This is a genomic window from Streptosporangium sp. G11 (genome assembly GCF_051192615.1).
Classification (GTDB): Bacteria; Actinomycetota; Actinomycetes; order Streptosporangiales; family Streptosporangiaceae; genus Streptosporangium.
Genome location: NZ_JBPJUQ010000075.1, coordinates 24046 through 38879, shown reverse-complemented (window position 1 = coordinate 38879; position 14834 = coordinate 24046). Strand labels below are relative to the sequence as shown.

At 70.6% G+C, this 14834-nt stretch carries 14 protein-coding genes; 7 read left to right on the top strand and 7 right to left on the bottom strand.

Features of this window, described 5'->3' with window-relative positions; genetic code table 11:
* Window positions 1-247: 247 nt before the first annotated feature.
* Complete coding sequence (locus ACSDR0_RS40605) at window positions 248-2803, bottom strand: discoidin domain-containing protein (RefSeq protein ID WP_435294283.1); 2556 nt, start codon at window positions 2801-2803, stop codon at window positions 248-250.
* A gap of 434 nt (window positions 2804-3237) precedes the next feature.
* A complete protein-coding gene (locus ACSDR0_RS40600; protein WP_435294282.1) occupies window positions 3238-3801 on the bottom strand; it encodes an ArsR/SmtB family transcription factor in 564 nt (187 codons plus the stop codon).
* A 519-nt stretch (window positions 3802-4320) separates the two neighbouring features.
* Between ACSDR0_RS40600 and ACSDR0_RS40595 the strand changes: the two genes are divergently transcribed.
* Together ACSDR0_RS40595 and ACSDR0_RS40590 are read left to right on the top strand one after the other, a co-directional pair.
* On the top strand, window positions 4321-5628 hold the full coding sequence (locus tag ACSDR0_RS40595; protein WP_435294281.1) for an alpha/beta hydrolase family protein: 1308 nt from the start codon (window positions 4321-4323) through the stop codon (window positions 5626-5628).
* Window positions 5629-5854: 226 nt separating this feature from the next.
* A complete protein-coding gene (locus ACSDR0_RS40590; RefSeq protein WP_435294280.1) occupies window positions 5855-6799 on the top strand; it encodes a hypothetical protein in 945 nt (314 codons plus the stop codon).
* A gap of 335 nt (window positions 6800-7134) precedes the next feature.
* Here the strand turns inward: ACSDR0_RS40590 and ACSDR0_RS40585 are convergent, their stop codons facing one another.
* Window positions 7135-7452, bottom strand: a complete 318-nt coding sequence (locus tag ACSDR0_RS40585; protein WP_435294279.1) for a hypothetical protein — start codon at window positions 7450-7452, stop codon at window positions 7135-7137.
* A 206-nt stretch (window positions 7453-7658) separates the two neighbouring features.
* Here ACSDR0_RS40585 and ACSDR0_RS40580 point away from each other — a divergent pair, with 206 nt between their 5' ends.
* From ACSDR0_RS40580 to ACSDR0_RS40570, 3 genes are all read left to right on the top strand, one after another.
* The gene (locus ACSDR0_RS40580; protein ID WP_435294278.1) at window positions 7659-8081 is read left to right on the top strand and encodes an STAS domain-containing protein; all 423 of its coding nucleotides are present in this window, start codon (window positions 7659-7661) and stop codon (window positions 8079-8081) included.
* A gap of 224 nt (window positions 8082-8305) precedes the next feature.
* Window positions 8306-8959 (top strand): NUDIX domain-containing protein, encoded by a 654-nt coding sequence (locus tag ACSDR0_RS40575; RefSeq protein WP_435294277.1) that lies wholly within the window; start codon window positions 8306-8308, stop codon window positions 8957-8959.
* Between the two features lie 187 nt (window positions 8960-9146).
* On the top strand, window positions 9147-9638 hold the full coding sequence (locus ACSDR0_RS40570; protein ID WP_435294276.1) for a GNAT family N-acetyltransferase: 492 nt from the start codon (window positions 9147-9149) through the stop codon (window positions 9636-9638).
* 10 nt (window positions 9639-9648) lie between these two features.
* On the opposite strand, the gene ACSDR0_RS40565 is transcribed toward ACSDR0_RS40570, so the two are convergent.
* From ACSDR0_RS40565 to ACSDR0_RS40550, 4 genes are all read right to left on the bottom strand, one after another.
* Window positions 9649-10008, bottom strand: a complete 360-nt coding sequence (locus ACSDR0_RS40565; RefSeq protein WP_435294275.1) for a DUF742 domain-containing protein — start codon at window positions 10006-10008, stop codon at window positions 9649-9651.
* Window positions 10005-12011, bottom strand: a complete 2007-nt coding sequence (locus ACSDR0_RS40560) for a sensor histidine kinase (protein WP_435294274.1) — start codon at window positions 12009-12011, stop codon at window positions 10005-10007. The genes ACSDR0_RS40565 and ACSDR0_RS40560 overlap by 4 nt, the downstream gene beginning before the upstream one ends.
* 237 nt (window positions 12012-12248) lie before the next feature.
* Window positions 12249-12449 (bottom strand): hypothetical protein, encoded by a 201-nt coding sequence (locus ACSDR0_RS40555; RefSeq protein ID WP_435294273.1) that lies wholly within the window; start codon window positions 12447-12449, stop codon window positions 12249-12251.
* 56 nt (window positions 12450-12505) lie between these two features.
* On the bottom strand, window positions 12506-12865 hold the full coding sequence (locus ACSDR0_RS40550; protein WP_435294272.1) for a barstar family protein: 360 nt from the start codon (window positions 12863-12865) through the stop codon (window positions 12506-12508).
* 382 nt (window positions 12866-13247) lie between these two features.
* Here ACSDR0_RS40550 and ACSDR0_RS40545 point away from each other — a divergent pair, with 382 nt between their 5' ends.
* Window positions 13248-14189, top strand: coding sequence for a DMT family transporter (locus tag ACSDR0_RS40545; RefSeq protein WP_435294271.1), 942 nt, complete (start codon window positions 13248-13250; stop codon window positions 14187-14189).
* A complete protein-coding gene (locus tag ACSDR0_RS40540) occupies window positions 14186-14809 on the top strand; it encodes a GntR family transcriptional regulator (RefSeq protein ID WP_435294270.1) in 624 nt (207 codons plus the stop codon). Before ACSDR0_RS40545 ends, ACSDR0_RS40540 begins: the two co-directional genes overlap by 4 nt.
* The last annotated feature ends 25 nt before the right edge of the window (window positions 14810-14834 follow it).

Sequence of the window (14834 nt, the reverse complement as noted above, 5' to 3'; positions counted from 1 at the left end):
TCGACGACTTCAAGATCCGCGTCTGCGAGGGCACCGACAAGTTCGACGACTGCGGCCGCTGGGGCGACGCCTTCTAAGCCCGCTCCGGCGAGCTGACGAGGGAAACGATGGTTCCCGATCGGTGGTGCGGAGCCCGCGACGCGAAAACCGTGGGCCTCCGCGGTAGCGGAGACCCACGGCGTGGGGTGGAACGCCTGATCAGCGAGGAGAGCGCTGTGACCACCGCTGATCAGGCGGGCTCAGAACCTCAGGGGTAGGAGACGAGCTTGGACGGGATCGTCGCGGTGCCGAAGGCGGGACCGCCCACACCGTTGATCACGTGGTTGACCCGGCCGTTGCCGCCGAGAGAGACGGTGAGCAGGCTGTGGAACTTCACGCCCGGCTTCACCGGCGCCTCGAAGCCGTTCTCCACCTCGATCGTCGGGTCGACGTTGAAGTAGACGTAGCTGCCGAGACCCCAGCCCTCGTGGTTGTTGACCGCGGGGCCGACCTTGTAGGCCGCCCATCCCTTGCTGGTGCCGTTCATGTAGGCCGCCTGGTTCGGCGGGTCGTACGCCTTCTCGTTCTGGAAGAAGATCGTCCGGCCGCGCTCGCCGTACCACTCGACGTCGTACTTGCGGTAGTGCTCGACGAACAGGCCCGTGGCCAGGACGTCGTCGCCGTTGACGATCAGGCCGGTCTCGGCGGTGTTGACGTTCCAGCCGATGCCCTCACCGTGGTCACCGCGCCACAGCCAGGTGTGGTCGATGATCACGTCGTCGCTGTTGACGATCACGCTGGTGGTGGCGTTGCCGGCGAAGGCGCCGCCGATGCGGACGAAGACGTCCTGCAGCGTGGTCGGGTTGGCGGCGTGGTCCGCGCTCGACCCCTGCGGGCCGACCTCGATGAGCACGTCGGACTTCTGCGGGCCCGCGTCGACGAGGAAGCCGGCGAGCTTCACGCCGTCCACGTCGGCCACCTTGACCGCGGTGGAGCCGCCGCCCGGGATGATCGTCGCGAGGCCGAGGCCGAGGACCACGGTGTCCGCGCGGGTCACGTTGATCGGCTGGTTGAGGTTGTAGATGCCGGGGGTGAGCAGCAGGTGCAGGCCCTGGCCGAGCGCGGCGTTGATGGTCGCGGCCGAGTCGCCGGGCTTGGCGACGAAGAACTGGCTGAGCGGGAGCGAGGTGCCGGGGGTGGAACCGTTCGCCCAGCTCACGCCGCGTGCGTTGGTCCGCTTGGCCGGGACGAACACCCGGTAGGCGCCGCCGCCGTCCACGTAGAGGTACGGCTTCTCGCGGCTGATCGGGGTGTTCTCCAGCGTGGTGTAGGACTGGTCGAGGAAGTTGGTCGCGGGAGCGCCCTGCACTCCGGAGAAGACCATGTTCCACACGCCGTTGACCCAGCCGCCGACGGAGCTGTCACGGGTGTACCACTGCTGCTGCGAGTACGGGCCGACGGCGCCGTCGACCTTGCTGTCGGCGATGTAGCCGCCGCTGGCCCAGCCGTAGCCGGTGGGAGCCAGGTTCAGCGCGCCCTTGATGTGCATGCGGCGGAACGGAGCGGCCTGGGAGACGGCCCACTGGTTGGTGCCGCCGGGAGGCTGGACCGACAGGTTCTCCGTCGAGCGCCAGAAGTTCTGGGTCGCGTTGCCGTTGAACCAGCCCGCGTCGACGGTCACGCCGTTGAGGGTGACGTCGTCGGGGTTCTGGCCCAGACCGATGATCGAGGTGTAGAAGCCGACCTTGGCGTTCACGTTGTAGGTGCCCGGCTTGAACAGGAAGGCGTGGCGTCCGGTGCCGAACTGGGCCGACTCCTGCTGGGTGAAGACGGCGTCGAGCTGGCTCTGGATGGTGGCGCTGGACATCGACGGGTCGAAGACGTGGACGTTCGGGCCCAGCGGACCACCGCCGGGGATCTCAGGACCGCTCGACGTGGTGTACACCGCGAACTCCCACAGCGAGTAGCCGTAGCCGGTGCCTCGCGCGCTGCCCAGCATCCGGACGTACCGGGCGGAGCCGGTCACGTCGTGCGACTGGACACCGCCGGTGGCGCCGGTGACGGTCTTCAGGTCGGTCCAGGTGGTGCCGTTGGTCGATCCCTGGAGCTTGAAGGCGCTCGCGTACGCGGCCTCCCACCTCAGGTCGATCTTACAGAGGGTCTGGGCCGAGCCGAGGTCCACCTGGACCCACTGCGGGTCGCTGGCCGCGCTGGCCCAGCGGGTCCCGTTGTTGCCGTCGAAGGCGGCGCTCGCGGGGGTCCCGGCGTTCTCGGTCGACGAGGCGCTGTAGGTCTTGCTCAACGCGGCGTTGGTGGTTCCGCACGGCTCGCCGGGACCGGGGCCGCCGTCGGGACCGAAGACCTGGAACTCCCAGAGGGAGTAGCCGTAGCCGGTGGCCCGCGTGACGCCCTGCATCCGGACATACCGGCCGGTGCCGGTGACGTCCCAGGTGTCGATCCCGCCGTCACCGCCGGTGACGGTCTTCAGATCCGTCCACGTGGTGCCGTTCGTGGAGAGCTGGATCTTGTATCCGCTGCCGTACGCGGCCTCCCAGTTCAGCACGACCTTGTTGACGCTGGTCGAGGCGCCGAGGTCCACCTGGAGCCATTGGGCGTCGGTGCTGGCGCTGGACCAGCGGGTGCCGGCGTTACCGTCGACCGCGGCGGCCGGGGCGGTTCCGGCGTTCTCGGACGACGAGGCCGTGGCGGTCTTGCCCTGGGACAACAACGTGTCGGCGAAGGCGGGGGTCGACGGTACTGCGATCAGAGCTGCCGCGACTGCCGTGGCAGTCCATAAGGCGGCAGGACGGAACAGACCTCTCATGCATGTCTCCACTGCGGATCCGGGGGGTGGAAGGGCTAACAGCAGGTGAAGGGGCGACTTACGGGGAACGGTAAATCAACGCCTTATTTCTACACTTAATTTAACTTGTCGGAAACATCGCGTCAATGGGCCAAAAGTCATGGATGGCCGCTTTGGTAGGAGATTTCGGTAACCACCTGGCCGTGGGCTCGTATGCGCGCCGGGTTCGGGGCGGGCCGGGAGTCAGGGCGAGAGCCGGCGCGGGAGTCAGGACGGCGCCGGGGCCGGGCAGGGGCGTGCGGCCGGGCAGGGACCGGAGCCGGATGGGAGGTCGGTTCGGGACCGGATGGGAGGTCGGGGCGAGGGCGGAGCCGGATGGGAGGCCGGTCCGGAGCCAGAGGGAGGGGCGGGGCGGAGAAGGGCGGGCCGAGGGCGGCCGACGGCCGGGGCGGGCGTCAGTCCTCGTCGGCGGGCATGGCGAAGAGCCGGACGTACATGGGGCGCGCACCGGGGGACGCGTCCTCGGGCAGGGGGCTGTATTTCATCAGCAGCGCGATGTAGGCCTCGAAGAACTCCTTGAACTCGGCCTTGGTCATCCGGCCCAGGCCGCGCGATCCGGTGGCCCACTCGGGATCGCGCAGGTAGGCCTCGGGGAATCGCTCGAAAAGCTCGCGGTCCTCTTCCATGCCGGCCCGGTGGAACTCGGCGAGCGCGGAGCGGTCTTCGGGGGCGAGCTGGCCGGGCGTGGGAAGCCGCAGGTCGCGCGGGCCACTGGCCTTGCGCCACCAGCGCTCCCTGCCGGTCGAGCGCTCCGGGATCTCCTCGATGAAGCCGTACTTCTCAAGCTGGCGCAGGTGGTAACTGGTCGTGCCGGTCTTCGCGCCGAGCAACTCGCCGAGCGTCGTGGAGGTCGCGGGGCCGTGCACGTTGAGATGGCGCAGCATGAGCCGCCGCATGGGATGGGCCAGGGCCTTGAGCTTGCCCGGGTCGTCAAGCAGGAACGGCTCGTCATCCTTCATGAGGAGAAGCCTAATCCTGCAGGACGATATCTGCAGACAAACCTTTGCCGAGAAGTCTCTGCAGAGTAGCTTCGGCATATGAGAAGAATCGTCCCGGCCTCCGCGGGACTCCGAACGGCGGTCGTCACCGCCGCCCTCTGCCTGCTCACGGTTCCAGCGGCCGTCGCCGCCGCGGCGCCCGGGTCCGTGACCACGACCACGGCCACGGCCACGGCCGTGACCTCGGCTTTCGTAGCAGCCACGAGTCCCACGAGCCCGGCCCTCTCGACCTCGACCCTTCAGGCTCTCCCGACCTCGGCCCTTCAGGCTCTCCCGACCTCGGCCCTTCAGGCTCTCCCGACCTCGGCCCTTCAGGCTCTCCCGACCTCGGCCCTTCAGGCTCTCCCGACCTCGGCCCTTCAGGCTCTCCCGACCTCGGCCCTTCAGGCTCTCCCGACCTCGGCCCTTCAGGCTCTCCCGGCCTCCGCTCCGACGGGCGCCACGCCTCCCGGCGTACCCCCCGATCTCACCGCCACGGAGGTGAGCTTCCGCGGTGGCGGCGGCCTCGCCATGCGCGGCACGGTCATCTCGCCCGCCGGCGCGGGATCCGCGCGTCCGGGCATGGTCCTGGTGCACGGCGCGGGCACCGGCACGCCCCGCGAGAAGCTGATGGGCGAGGCCGTCGCGTTCGCCCGCCAGGGAATGTCCATACTGATCTACGACAAGCGGTCGGAGGGCTACTCGCTCTTCGAGCGGTCCTACTCGCTGCTCGCCGACGACGCGATCGGCGCCCTGGCCGTGCTCCGCTCCCAGCCGGGTGTGGACCCGGCGAAGACCGGCATGTGGGGGCTCAGCGAGGGCGGCTGGGTGGTCCCCATCGCGGCGGCGCGGTCGAGCGACATCGCCTTCGTCGTACTCGTGGGGGCCAATGGGCTTTCACCGCTGCGGCAGCAGACCTGGGCCGTGGCGGCCGGGCTGCGCAAGGCGGGGGTGTCGGGATCGCTGATCGACCGGGCCGAGTTCAACCTGTACCGGACGATCGCCGACGGCGGCATGTTCCCCGAGCCGTACTACGACCCCGAGCCGACGATCGCCGCGGTGCGCCAGCCGGTGCTCGGCATCTGGGGTACCCACGACCTGCTGACCCCGCCCGAGGAGAGCCCGCCGATCTTCGCCAGGGCCCTGGAGAAGGGGGGCAACAGGCACTACACGTTCCGCTTCTTCGCCGGTGCGGAGCATGCCGCCCACCGGAGCCCCGACGGCGGCGTCACCCGGTCGCCCGAACTCGCCCCGGGTTACGCCGACCTGGTCGGCTCCTGGGTCGGTGACGTCACGGCGGGCAGGTCGCCGACGGCGGGGACGTCCGGGCCCACTCCCGTGCAGGCCTCGCGGACCGTGCCGGTGGATCCCCCCGCCCCGTGGGAGTCCGCGCCGGCCCAGCTCGCGGCCCTGCTGCTGATCCTGGTCGCCTTCACCGCGTACCCGGTGGTCGCGCTGGTACGGCGCCTTCGCGGCCGGTCGCGCCCTCCGGTGACCGGGGCCGCGCGGCTGCTCAGCGCCGGAGGGCTCGCGGCGGTGCTCGGATCGTTCTCCTACCTCTTCTACGTGGTGATGACCGGCGGCAAGCTGGCCGCTCCCGGCCCCGTGGTGGCGGGACGCCCGCTGCTCTGGCTGGCGCTGCAGGCCCTCGCGGTGGCCTCCGTGGTCGCGGCGGTCCTCACCGCGCTGGCCTGGCACCGCGCCCGCGCCTCGGTGTCGCGGGGGGAGGGGGTACGGCTCGGTCTCCTGCTCGCGGGTGGGGCGGTGTTCGTTCCGTGGGCCCTCTACTGGGGGCTGCTGCTTCCCTGACGGAGGGTCCGTCGTGGCGCCCGGCCCGGTCGCACCCGCTGTGGCGACCGTCCGCCGGGCACCCGTCGCGGGAGTCCGGCCCGACGCCTTTCGAGGGCGGAAAGGGATGGGAACCGCGCGCCGCCCAGGAAGTCCTGTACGGCTGAAATCAGTCAAGAGAAGTGATATAAGTGCTGGTAAATCATTTATCAATAGCAATTTCGGCATACGGGATATTTGTGGTGGTATGAGAGTCTTTGTATTGTCCGTGGCGGTCGTCGGCGCCCTGATCGCCGTCATCGGCTGGCTGGGTGCCATCGACATCCGGGACACCTTCTCCGCCTCGGCGGCGAGTTCCGCCACGGGTGCGGACAAGCAGTCGGTCAGGAGCTTCATCGAGGCGGGCAAGGGCCTGAGCGGCGCTTCCACCCCGGTGGACAAGCGGGTGAGCGGTGCTTCCACGGCGACGGGCAAGCGGGTGGTCAAGACCTCCGTGACGAAGGTCGGCGGCAAGTCCTACCTCAGGGTGCAGGTGACGAGCGGCTACGGCACCGCCAAGCGGTTCTCCGTGAAACAACGTGTTTGCGTAAAGGGGAAGTGCCGGACGGTGACCACCGGCTTGTCGGTGAACGCCGGTCGGACGGCCTGGCAGGAAACGTACCTCGGTACCGGCACCTATAAGAAAAGCGGCACCTCCTCCGTTTCCGTGACGGCGCAGCCGGCGCGGTCGACCCCCGCGCCCCGGGTGACCGTCACCGTGAGGCCCACGACCCCTGCCGTGACCACCACGATCACGGTGACCGAGACCGTGACCACCACGGTGACCGCCACCGTGACGGCCACCGCGACCGCGACGGTCACCGCCACCGCGACGGTCACCGTGACGCCCACGCCCACACCGACGCCGACGCCCACACCGACGCCCACCCCGACACCCGCCGTGGCGCCGACCGGCCCGCTCTGCGGCGCGCCCTCCAACGCCTACGGGTTCACGTTCTGCGCCACGGCAGGCAAGGTGTATCCGCCCGCGAACGACGCCTGCCAGGTTTTCGAGTGCATCGAGAACTTCTCCGAGGGGAGGGGCCACCTCGTCATGTGTGTCGACGGCAAGGTGAGCATGTCGGGCGGGATCCAGGGAGTCTGCTCCTACCACGGCGGATTGCTGCGTGACGTGAACCGGAACGCCGCGTAGGCCGGGGCGACGGCACGCTCACGGAGATCCCGTGGCTGAGGAGATCCTTGCGGTGACGCGGCCCGGTGGCTCGTGCGGGCCTTCGCCCCGTGTCTTCCCGAGAGCGTTTCCATCTTCCCGGGAGCGTTTCCGCGAACCCCGCCCACGCCGACGAGCGGCGACGAGCCTGACGAGCGGCGCGGTCTCCCTCACCGTGACCGCGCCTGCCCGCGCCCCCGCGCCCGTCAGCTTCTTCGAACCCGAGCGCGTCCCCGGGCCTTTCGGGCTTTTTGGGCCTCCCGGCGCCGGTACGGGGGCACGCGCCGTTCCCGTTCCCCCGCTGTCGCCCGTCGTGTTCAGCGGTCCTTGTTCCGCCGGGCGGGGGTCCGTTGATCCGCCTCGTCGGCCAGCTGATCCTCCACGATGGCGCACCAGCGGTGCCACCGCGCCAGATCGAGATGCTCGTCCACATCGCCCACACCCGCCTCGGCCATGAGCTGGTGGTTGTTGGCCGCCGCCTCGTGGGCGTTGACCAGCGCGTGGTGGCCGTGATTGGCGAGTGATTCGCTGACCGCCAGATTCACGGCTATCTCTCCCATTGTCTTGGGCCGGCCCGAAAGTTCGTCGCCGAACCCCTTCCCGGTGAAGTCGCGGCTCTCCGAATCGTCGCTCATAGCTGCTGAGTGCCCCGCAGGTCCTAGATCTATCTGGGACCTCCGATCCGATGTGGACGATTTCGGGACGTGGGAGCCGGGCCAGGGACGAGTTCCAGGCCAAGGACGCGATTCGCTTACGGGCGTGTTGCAGTTGGCCGGAGAGGGTCTTCTCACCAAGATCTTTAAAATAGCCTCGATGTAAACCGGCGTAAGGATCGTGGAGGATGACGACGCGGCTTGATCTCTCGGTCCGCAGGCACGAAGGCGCCTCGGTGATCGCGCTCGCCGGTGAGCTGGACAAGCTGTCCAGCCCTCGGCTCCGTGACCTTCTGGTCACGCAGCTGGACGACGGGGCGTGCCACCTGGTCCTCGATGTCACCGGCCTGAGCTTCTGCGATTCCACCGGCCTGTGGACCATGCTGGACATCCAGCGGCGCGCGGGCGCGGTGGGGGGCTGCCTGCGGCTGGCCGGTGTCCACGGGATCCTGGAACGGATCCTGACGGTCACGGGCCTCGTGGACGCGTTCTCCCTCGACCCCGACGTCCCCGCGTCGCTGCGGGCCATGAGCCGGTTCACCCAGGGCACGGAACCTCCGCCCGCGTCCCCGTCCGTCCCGGACACGAAGCCTCCCTCCGATCCGGGCTGAGACGCGCTCTCTCCCCTCGCCGCCCGCCGTCGCGTCGCCGTGACCTCCCGCCCCATGTCCCCGTACGCGTGACGGCTGGAAGGTCGTTTCCCCTGGTTGGTGCAGACTTGTCCTTTGTGTGGCCGTCGCCCTCCGGGCGGCGGCCCGGCCGCGCGGGCCGTTCTGGGCGTGCGGCGCGGTGTCGAGTGGAGAGTGGGGAGCCCGTGTCGGGTGAGATACCCGGGGTGGATGTCCCGGATGGGCGGGGTCGTACGGGACTGGACAGGGCGGGGCTGGATCTGACCGGCAACCCCCGGGTCCGGGTGCGGGAGGTGCGGCTGCTCTCGTCCAGCTGGTACGTGCTGCGCAAGACGACGTTCGACTACCGGCGCAGGGACGGCGGCTGGAGCACCGAGCAGCGGGAGACCTACGACCGCGGCAACGGCGCGACGGTCCTGCTCTATGACGCCGGGCGGGAGACCGTGCTGCTGACCAGGCAGTTCCGCTACCCGGTCTATGTCAACGGCCACCCCGACGGGCTCCTGCTGGAGACGGCCGCGGGTCTGCTCGACGACGACGACCCGGAGACCGCGATCCGCAGGGAGGCCGCGGAGGAGACCGGCTACGACATCGGGGAGGTGGAGCACGTCTTCGACGTCTACATGAGCCCCGGCTCCGTGACCGAGCGCGTGCACTTCTTCGCCGCCCCGTACAGCGCGGACCGGCGGATCTCCGATGGCGGAGGGGTGGTCGACGACGGCGAGGACATCGAGGTGTTGGAGCTGCCCTTCGCGAAGGCCCTGAGCATGATCGCCTCGGGGGAGATCGCCGACGCGAAGACCATCATGCTGCTGCAGTGGGCGGCGCTGTCCGGTCCGTTCTCCGGCCGGGACAGGTGAGCGGGCCGGGGCCGGCGACCGGGGTCTCGTGGAGGCCGGGACGGTCGTAGAAGGCCCCGGCCGAGGTGGGCGGCCGCCACGCCCTTGGGGTGCGGCGCGTCGAGGAAGGCGCGCGTCAGCGCGCGGCCGTGCCGGGTCCGGCGTCCGCGCACTTCACGGGCCGGGCGCCGGGCACTACCCTGCACGGATGACGGAAGTGGAGTTGCGCGGATGGCGGCCTGACGACATGTCCGTCGTGCTCGACGCGTTCAGCTCCCCGGACATGGCGGAGCAGGCGGCCCGGCCCATCGACAACGCCCAGGCGGCGCTGGAGTGGATGGGGGTCTGGGGGTTCCGCGACGACGCGCGGGCGTTCGCCGTGGTGTCCAACGGCGAGGTCGTGGGCAACGTCGCGGTGAGCAACATCGACGCGCACGGCACCGGCTGGGTCTCCTACTGGACGCTCCCGCGCGCCAGGGGGCGGGGCGTGGCCGTGGCCGCCACCAGGAAGGTCGCCGAGTGGGCGTTCGGGGAGCGAGGGCTGTTCCGCCTGGAGCTGGGGCACCGGGTCAGCAACGCCGCCTCCTGCGCGGTGGCCACCAGGGCCGGGTTCCTGCCCGAGGGAATCGAGCGGGCCAAGGGCAGCTACGAGGGCGTCCGCTACGACGTGGAGCGGCACGCCCGCCTGGCCACCGACTGAGCGGTGAGGGTCAGAGGGTTCGGAGACCGGCGAGGAGATCGCGAAGCAGGTTCTCCCGGGGGACCGCGGACGGGGGCTTGGAGGATCGCACGACGATCAGGCCGCTGTCGCGCAGGTCGCCGAGGAGGATCCGGAGCACCCCGACGGCCAGGGCGGTCCGCGCCGCCAGTTCGACGACCGGGATCGGCGCGCGGCAGGCGTCCAGGATCGACAGGTGCTCGGGCTGCAGTTCCCCGTGGGGGGCCCCGACCGCCACGACCACGGCCATCAGGTCGAAATGGGCTCCCGTGGCCCGGGTCCGGCCGCGGGTCATCGTGTAGGGGCGGACGATCGGACCGGCCTCCCGGTCGGGCGGGCGCTCGGCTGTCACGGTCCACCCTCCTGCCCGGAACGCCGCCATCCGTCGCGGAGCACTCGGAACACACCGCTCGGGACGGCGTCCTCGCCCTCGCGGGTCTGCCGGGTTCCACCGAGCGGGGCTCCGGGGGCGACCCGCTCGGTGGGTACGGTCTGGCGCACCCGTTTGGGCAGGCCGTCGCCGGGGGGTAACCGTTCGACCTCGACCGAGTAGGTGAACCGGGGGTCGACCGGTTCGACCACCAGCTCGCTCGGGAGCATCACGATCGCCGTGGTGCCGCCGAAGGGGGAGGGCCGCAGGGAGACGCGGATGCCGTGCCGGATGGCGAGCTGCGCGACGACGAACAGGCCGAGCCGGTCGCTGTCGGCCAGGTCGAACTCCGGCGGATCGGCCAGCAGCGCGTTGAGCCGGGCCGTCTCCTCGGGGGAGAGGCCGAGCCCCCTGTCCTCGACCTCGATGGCGTAGCCCCTGGCGACCATGTCGCCGTGGACGCGCACGAAGGTGTGCGGGGGAGAGAACATGGCGGCGTTCTCGACCAGCTCGGCGACCAGGTGGATCACGTCGGTGGCGACCGCGCCGATCACGGACGGGCCGTGCGGGACGCCGATCGTCACGCGCGGGTAGTCCTCGACCTCCTCGACCGCGGCGCGGACCACGTCGTAGATCGTGACCGGGTTCCGCCATCCCCGGCCGGGGGCGGCGCCGGACAGGATGATCAGGCCCTCGGAGTGGCGGCGCATCCGGGTGGTCAGGTGGTCCAGGCCGAAGAGGTCCTCGAGGGTCGCGGGGTCGCCGGCCCGCCGCTGCATGGCCTCCAGCATGGTCAGCTGCCGGTACAGCAGGGACTGGCTGCGCCTGGCCAGGTTCACGAAGACCTTGTTGACGCCCTTGCGCATCTGGGCCTGGCCGACGGCGGCCTCGACCGCGGTCCGCTGCACGGAGGAGAACGCCTCGGCGACCCCGGCGACCTCGGTGGTGCTGCCGACCTTGATCTCGGGAGCCTCGGAGCGGACGTCCTCGCCCCGGCGGAGCCGCCGGACCACGTCCGGCAGCCGCTTGCCGGCGAGGTCGAGGGCCGCCTGCTGGAGACCGACCAGCTCGCCGGCCAGCCTCCGGCCGAACCGTACCGAGACGAAGACGGACAGCCCGACCGCGACCAGGCCGAGCCCTCCGGCGAGGCCGATCCGGAGCATGATGTCCCTGGCGAGGGGCATCGACCGCTCGCTGATGCGCCTGCTGACGTCCCCGGCGCGCTTGTCGAAGTCGTCGGAGAGCCGGGTGGCGATCCCGGCCCAGGGGGGCTCGGGCACGGCCGACGCGGTGACGGCGTCCTCGATCCTCTCGAAGGAGGAGTAATCGGCGGAGCCGCGCAGGGGGGTGTAGAGCGACTGGAACTCGGCGTCGAACTGGTCGAAGCCCAGGGAGTAGAGGAGCCTGCGGCCGGTGACCAGCTGGCCGAACCTCGCGCGTTCGCCGGGGCTCATGGCTCCCTCGACGACGGCTCCGGATATCAGCGCGGCCTCCTGGCTGAGCATCTCGCGGCTCCGCCCGACCATGACGACGGCCCGCGTCTGATCGGTCAGCTCGACGTCGGAGGATATCCGGATCTTCTCGTAGGCGTCGAAGGCGGCCGCGATGATCCCGCTGTAGGCGTCGAGGATCCGCAGCCGGGTCTCGGTACGGGTGTCGACCCCGCTGCGGATCTCGGTGAGCCGGTCCAGCGAGATGAGGAGCCGGCTCAGGCGGCCCCAGGTGGCGGGGGAGATGTCGGGACGGGCTTCGGCGGTGAGCCGTTCCAGCTCGGCTCGGGCGCCGTTCGTCCGGAGGCGCTGGGCGTCCAGCTCGGCCCGCGAGACGCCGACGTCTCCCAGGACGGACAGCGATAGCATTCGCTCGTGCTGGAGCGCGGTGGTCACGTTCCTGGTGGGCACGACCACGTGCTCGTAACCGCCGCGGATCTTGAGCAGCTCCTGCCCGTCTTGCACCGTGATGTTGGCCGCAAATACCCAAATCACTACAAGGGATATAATGGGTACCAGGAGTAAGGTAAAAATCTTTACCCTGATTGAGTATTTTCGGCTGGCCATAATGCCTCGCACACCTTGAGATGCGTGGTTAACAATGGCCAAACATAGCAATGTGGGTCACTTGGGACCAGGTGTCCCCGTGAGTCACATTGAGATGATTTATCGCGATCTGTCGGGCTCGGAACCACCAGCCCTCCGCGTGCGTCTCTCTAGATAGGAGGGGGGTCAACGATGCAGAAGATCGCAGACCTGATCGAAGCCGAGGCTGAGCGCGCCGACCAGGCGGCGCTGGCCCGTGGTGGCGAGCTGGCGAGGGCTGGGGCGGTGCAACTGGTCCGGTTCGGCCCGCCGCAGGTGACCGCCGAGGTCGACGACGGCGCCGCGTGCGTCGAGTTCCGGATCGTCGACGAGACCCTCCGCTGGCACTGCAGCTGCCCCGAGGGCCGGAAGGGCGCCTTCTGCGCCCACTGCGTGGCGACGGCTCAGTCGGTCAGGATCAGGACGGACAGGAAGGACTCTCCGGCCGTGCCGTCGGCGACCGCCTCGGTGAGAACGGTGCGGATCGCGTCGTAGGCCGGACGGTCTCCGGCCTGGAGCGCCGACGGCTCCGACCAGATCAGCATGTGCTCGCCCGGAGGCAGCCACGACAGGTCGGTTAGCACGTCGTAGAGCGCGTCGAGGTTGTGCCCGAAGTGGTCGGGCAGGTCGAGGGCCTCGGCGATCGCGTTCATCGCCTCGGCCGAAGTGGTGATCTTCGCGCCGTCCAGCGGGTGCGGCGTGGCGGCGCCGATCATGAACTCGGCCTCTCCGGCCGCCCCCTGGCGGAACGTCCCCTTGGACACCGTGGTCATCATCGCCCTCGGCGGGTGCCGGTGGGCACGCTGCGGCTGCCCGTACGGTTCTTCGTCTCGCAGGCGACGCCTTCGATCACCATCGGCCGTGCCCCCTGAGCTGCTGGTTCGCGCTGCCTGTCGGACATCTCACCCCGCCGAACTACCCGCGCGCGAAGCCGCGAAAACGGGATGACGGGCATGTCTTCGCCGCCCTCCGCCCGCCGGGCGTCCCGCTCTCCACCCGCCGGGCACCCGCTCCCTTCCCCTCAGGCACCCCGTTCTCTCCCGTCTCACCTCGCTCTCCGCTCGCCCTGCCCCCGGCCCCCGGTCCGCGAGGCGTGAGGCGAAATGGCATTGTCTGGTTGTCAGACAATCTGCCTACAATCGACCCATGAAAATCGCCGTGATCGGAGCCGCCGTGCTCTGGGGGACCGCGGGAACCGCGGGCCTGCTCGTCTCCGGGGTCGACCCCGTCTCCCTGGCCGCCGCCCGCCTGGTGATCGGCGGCCTGGTCCTCGCGGCCGCCACCGCTCCCGCCGCGCGGCTCCTGCTCTTTCCCGGAGGTTCTCCCGGAGGTTCTCCCGCAGGGCCTTCGAAGAGTCCGGGAGGCGGCCTCGGGACACGCTTCGGCCCGCTCGTGGCGGCGGCGATGGCCGTGGCCGCGTACCAGCTGTGCTACTTCGCCGCGGTCAGCAGGACCGGGGTGGCCGTCGGCACCGTGGTCGCCATCGGCAGCGGTCCCGTCTTCACCGGGCTGCTGTCCTGGCTGTTCGACCGCGTGCGGCCCGGCCGCCGCTGGGCGGGGGCGACCGCGGTGGCGATCGCAGGCTGCGCCGTGCTCACCGGCGGGGGAGGCGAGGTGCGGGCCGACGGTGTCCTGCTCGCGCTGCTCGGCGGCCTGCTGTACGCGTTCTACGCGGTCACCGCGGCGCGGGCGATCGGCGCGGGAGCCCCCTCCGACGCGGTGATGGGGCTGATGTTCGGCGGGGCCGCCGTCGTCATGGTGCCCGTCCTGCTGTGGACGGGCACCGGCTGGCTCGCCGAGCCGCGCGGCCTGCTCACCGCCCTCTACCTGGGCTGCGCCACCACCGCGCTGGCCTATTTCCTGTACGGGAGGGGGCTGCGCACGACCCCGGTCGCGACCGCCGCCACCCTCGCCCTGGCCGAGCCCGCGGTGGCGGCCCTGCTCGGTGTCGTCGTGCTCGGCGAGCGGCTCGCGCTCCCCTCGGTCGCCGGGCTCGTCCTGCTCGGTGCCAGCCTGGTCGCGGTCTCCCTGCCCGAGCGCGTCCACCCCGAAAGCCGGGACCGGCGGGCAATAGGGTCGTCGGCGTGACTCTCCCGCTCCATCCCGTCTCCGCCGTCGGCGCGCTCGCCGACGCCCTGCGCCGGCGGGTGCTCTCCGGCGAGATCGCCCCGGGCACCACTCTGCCGGAGCAGGAGCTCTCGGCCCTGTACGGGGTGGCCCGCCCGACCGTCCGCGAGGCGCTCGCCGTGCTCGTGCACGAGGGGTTGCTCAGGCGCGAGCGGCACCGCAGCGCCCAGGTGGCCGAGGTGACCGTCAGCGACCTGGACGACCTGATGTTCGTCCGGCGCCCGCTGGAGGAGTTGACGGCCACCTCGCTGGCGGGGCGGCGGGTCGGGGAGGCCGACGCGGCACTGGCGCGGATGGCCGCGCTGCCCGCCGACGCCCCCTGGTCGGAAATGGTGGCCGAGCACATGGCCCTGCATCAGGCGCTGGTCGTCGCGGTGGGCAGTCCCCGCCTGGAGCGGCTCTACGGCATGCTGGCCGCCGAGACCAGGCTCGGCCTGGTCAGGCTGCGCGTGGTCTACTCCGACCGGCACGTGCTGGTCGCCGAGCACGCGGACCTGCTCGACGCGATCGGCCGGGGGCCGGAGGAGGCCGCGAGGGAGGCGGTCGCCGCGCATCTCGATCACAGCTGGGGCGATCATTAGGCACCGACTTGCATGGCTCTATTGC

Coding starts and splice junctions, on each gene's coding strand:
- ACSDR0_RS40580 (WP_435294278.1), top strand. CDS start 7,659: ATGACGACGCGGCTTGATCTCTCGGTCCGCAGGCACGAAGGCGCCTCG.
- ACSDR0_RS40545 (WP_435294271.1), top strand. CDS start 13,248: ATGAAAATCGCCGTGATCGGAGCCGCCGTGCTCTGGGGGACCGCGGGA.
- ACSDR0_RS40585 (WP_435294279.1), bottom strand. CDS start 7,452: ATGAGCGACGATTCGGAGAGCCGCGACTTCACCGGGAAGGGGTTCGGC.
- ACSDR0_RS40600 (WP_435294282.1), bottom strand. CDS start 3,801: ATGAAGGATGACGAGCCGTTCCTGCTTGACGACCCGGGCAAGCTCAAG.
- ACSDR0_RS40570 (WP_435294276.1), top strand. CDS start 9,147: ATGACGGAAGTGGAGTTGCGCGGATGGCGGCCTGACGACATGTCCGTC.
- ACSDR0_RS40590 (WP_435294280.1), top strand. CDS start 5,855: ATGAGAGTCTTTGTATTGTCCGTGGCGGTCGTCGGCGCCCTGATCGCC.
- ACSDR0_RS40605 (WP_435294283.1), bottom strand. CDS start 2,803: ATGAGAGGTCTGTTCCGTCCTGCCGCCTTATGGACTGCCACGGCAGTC.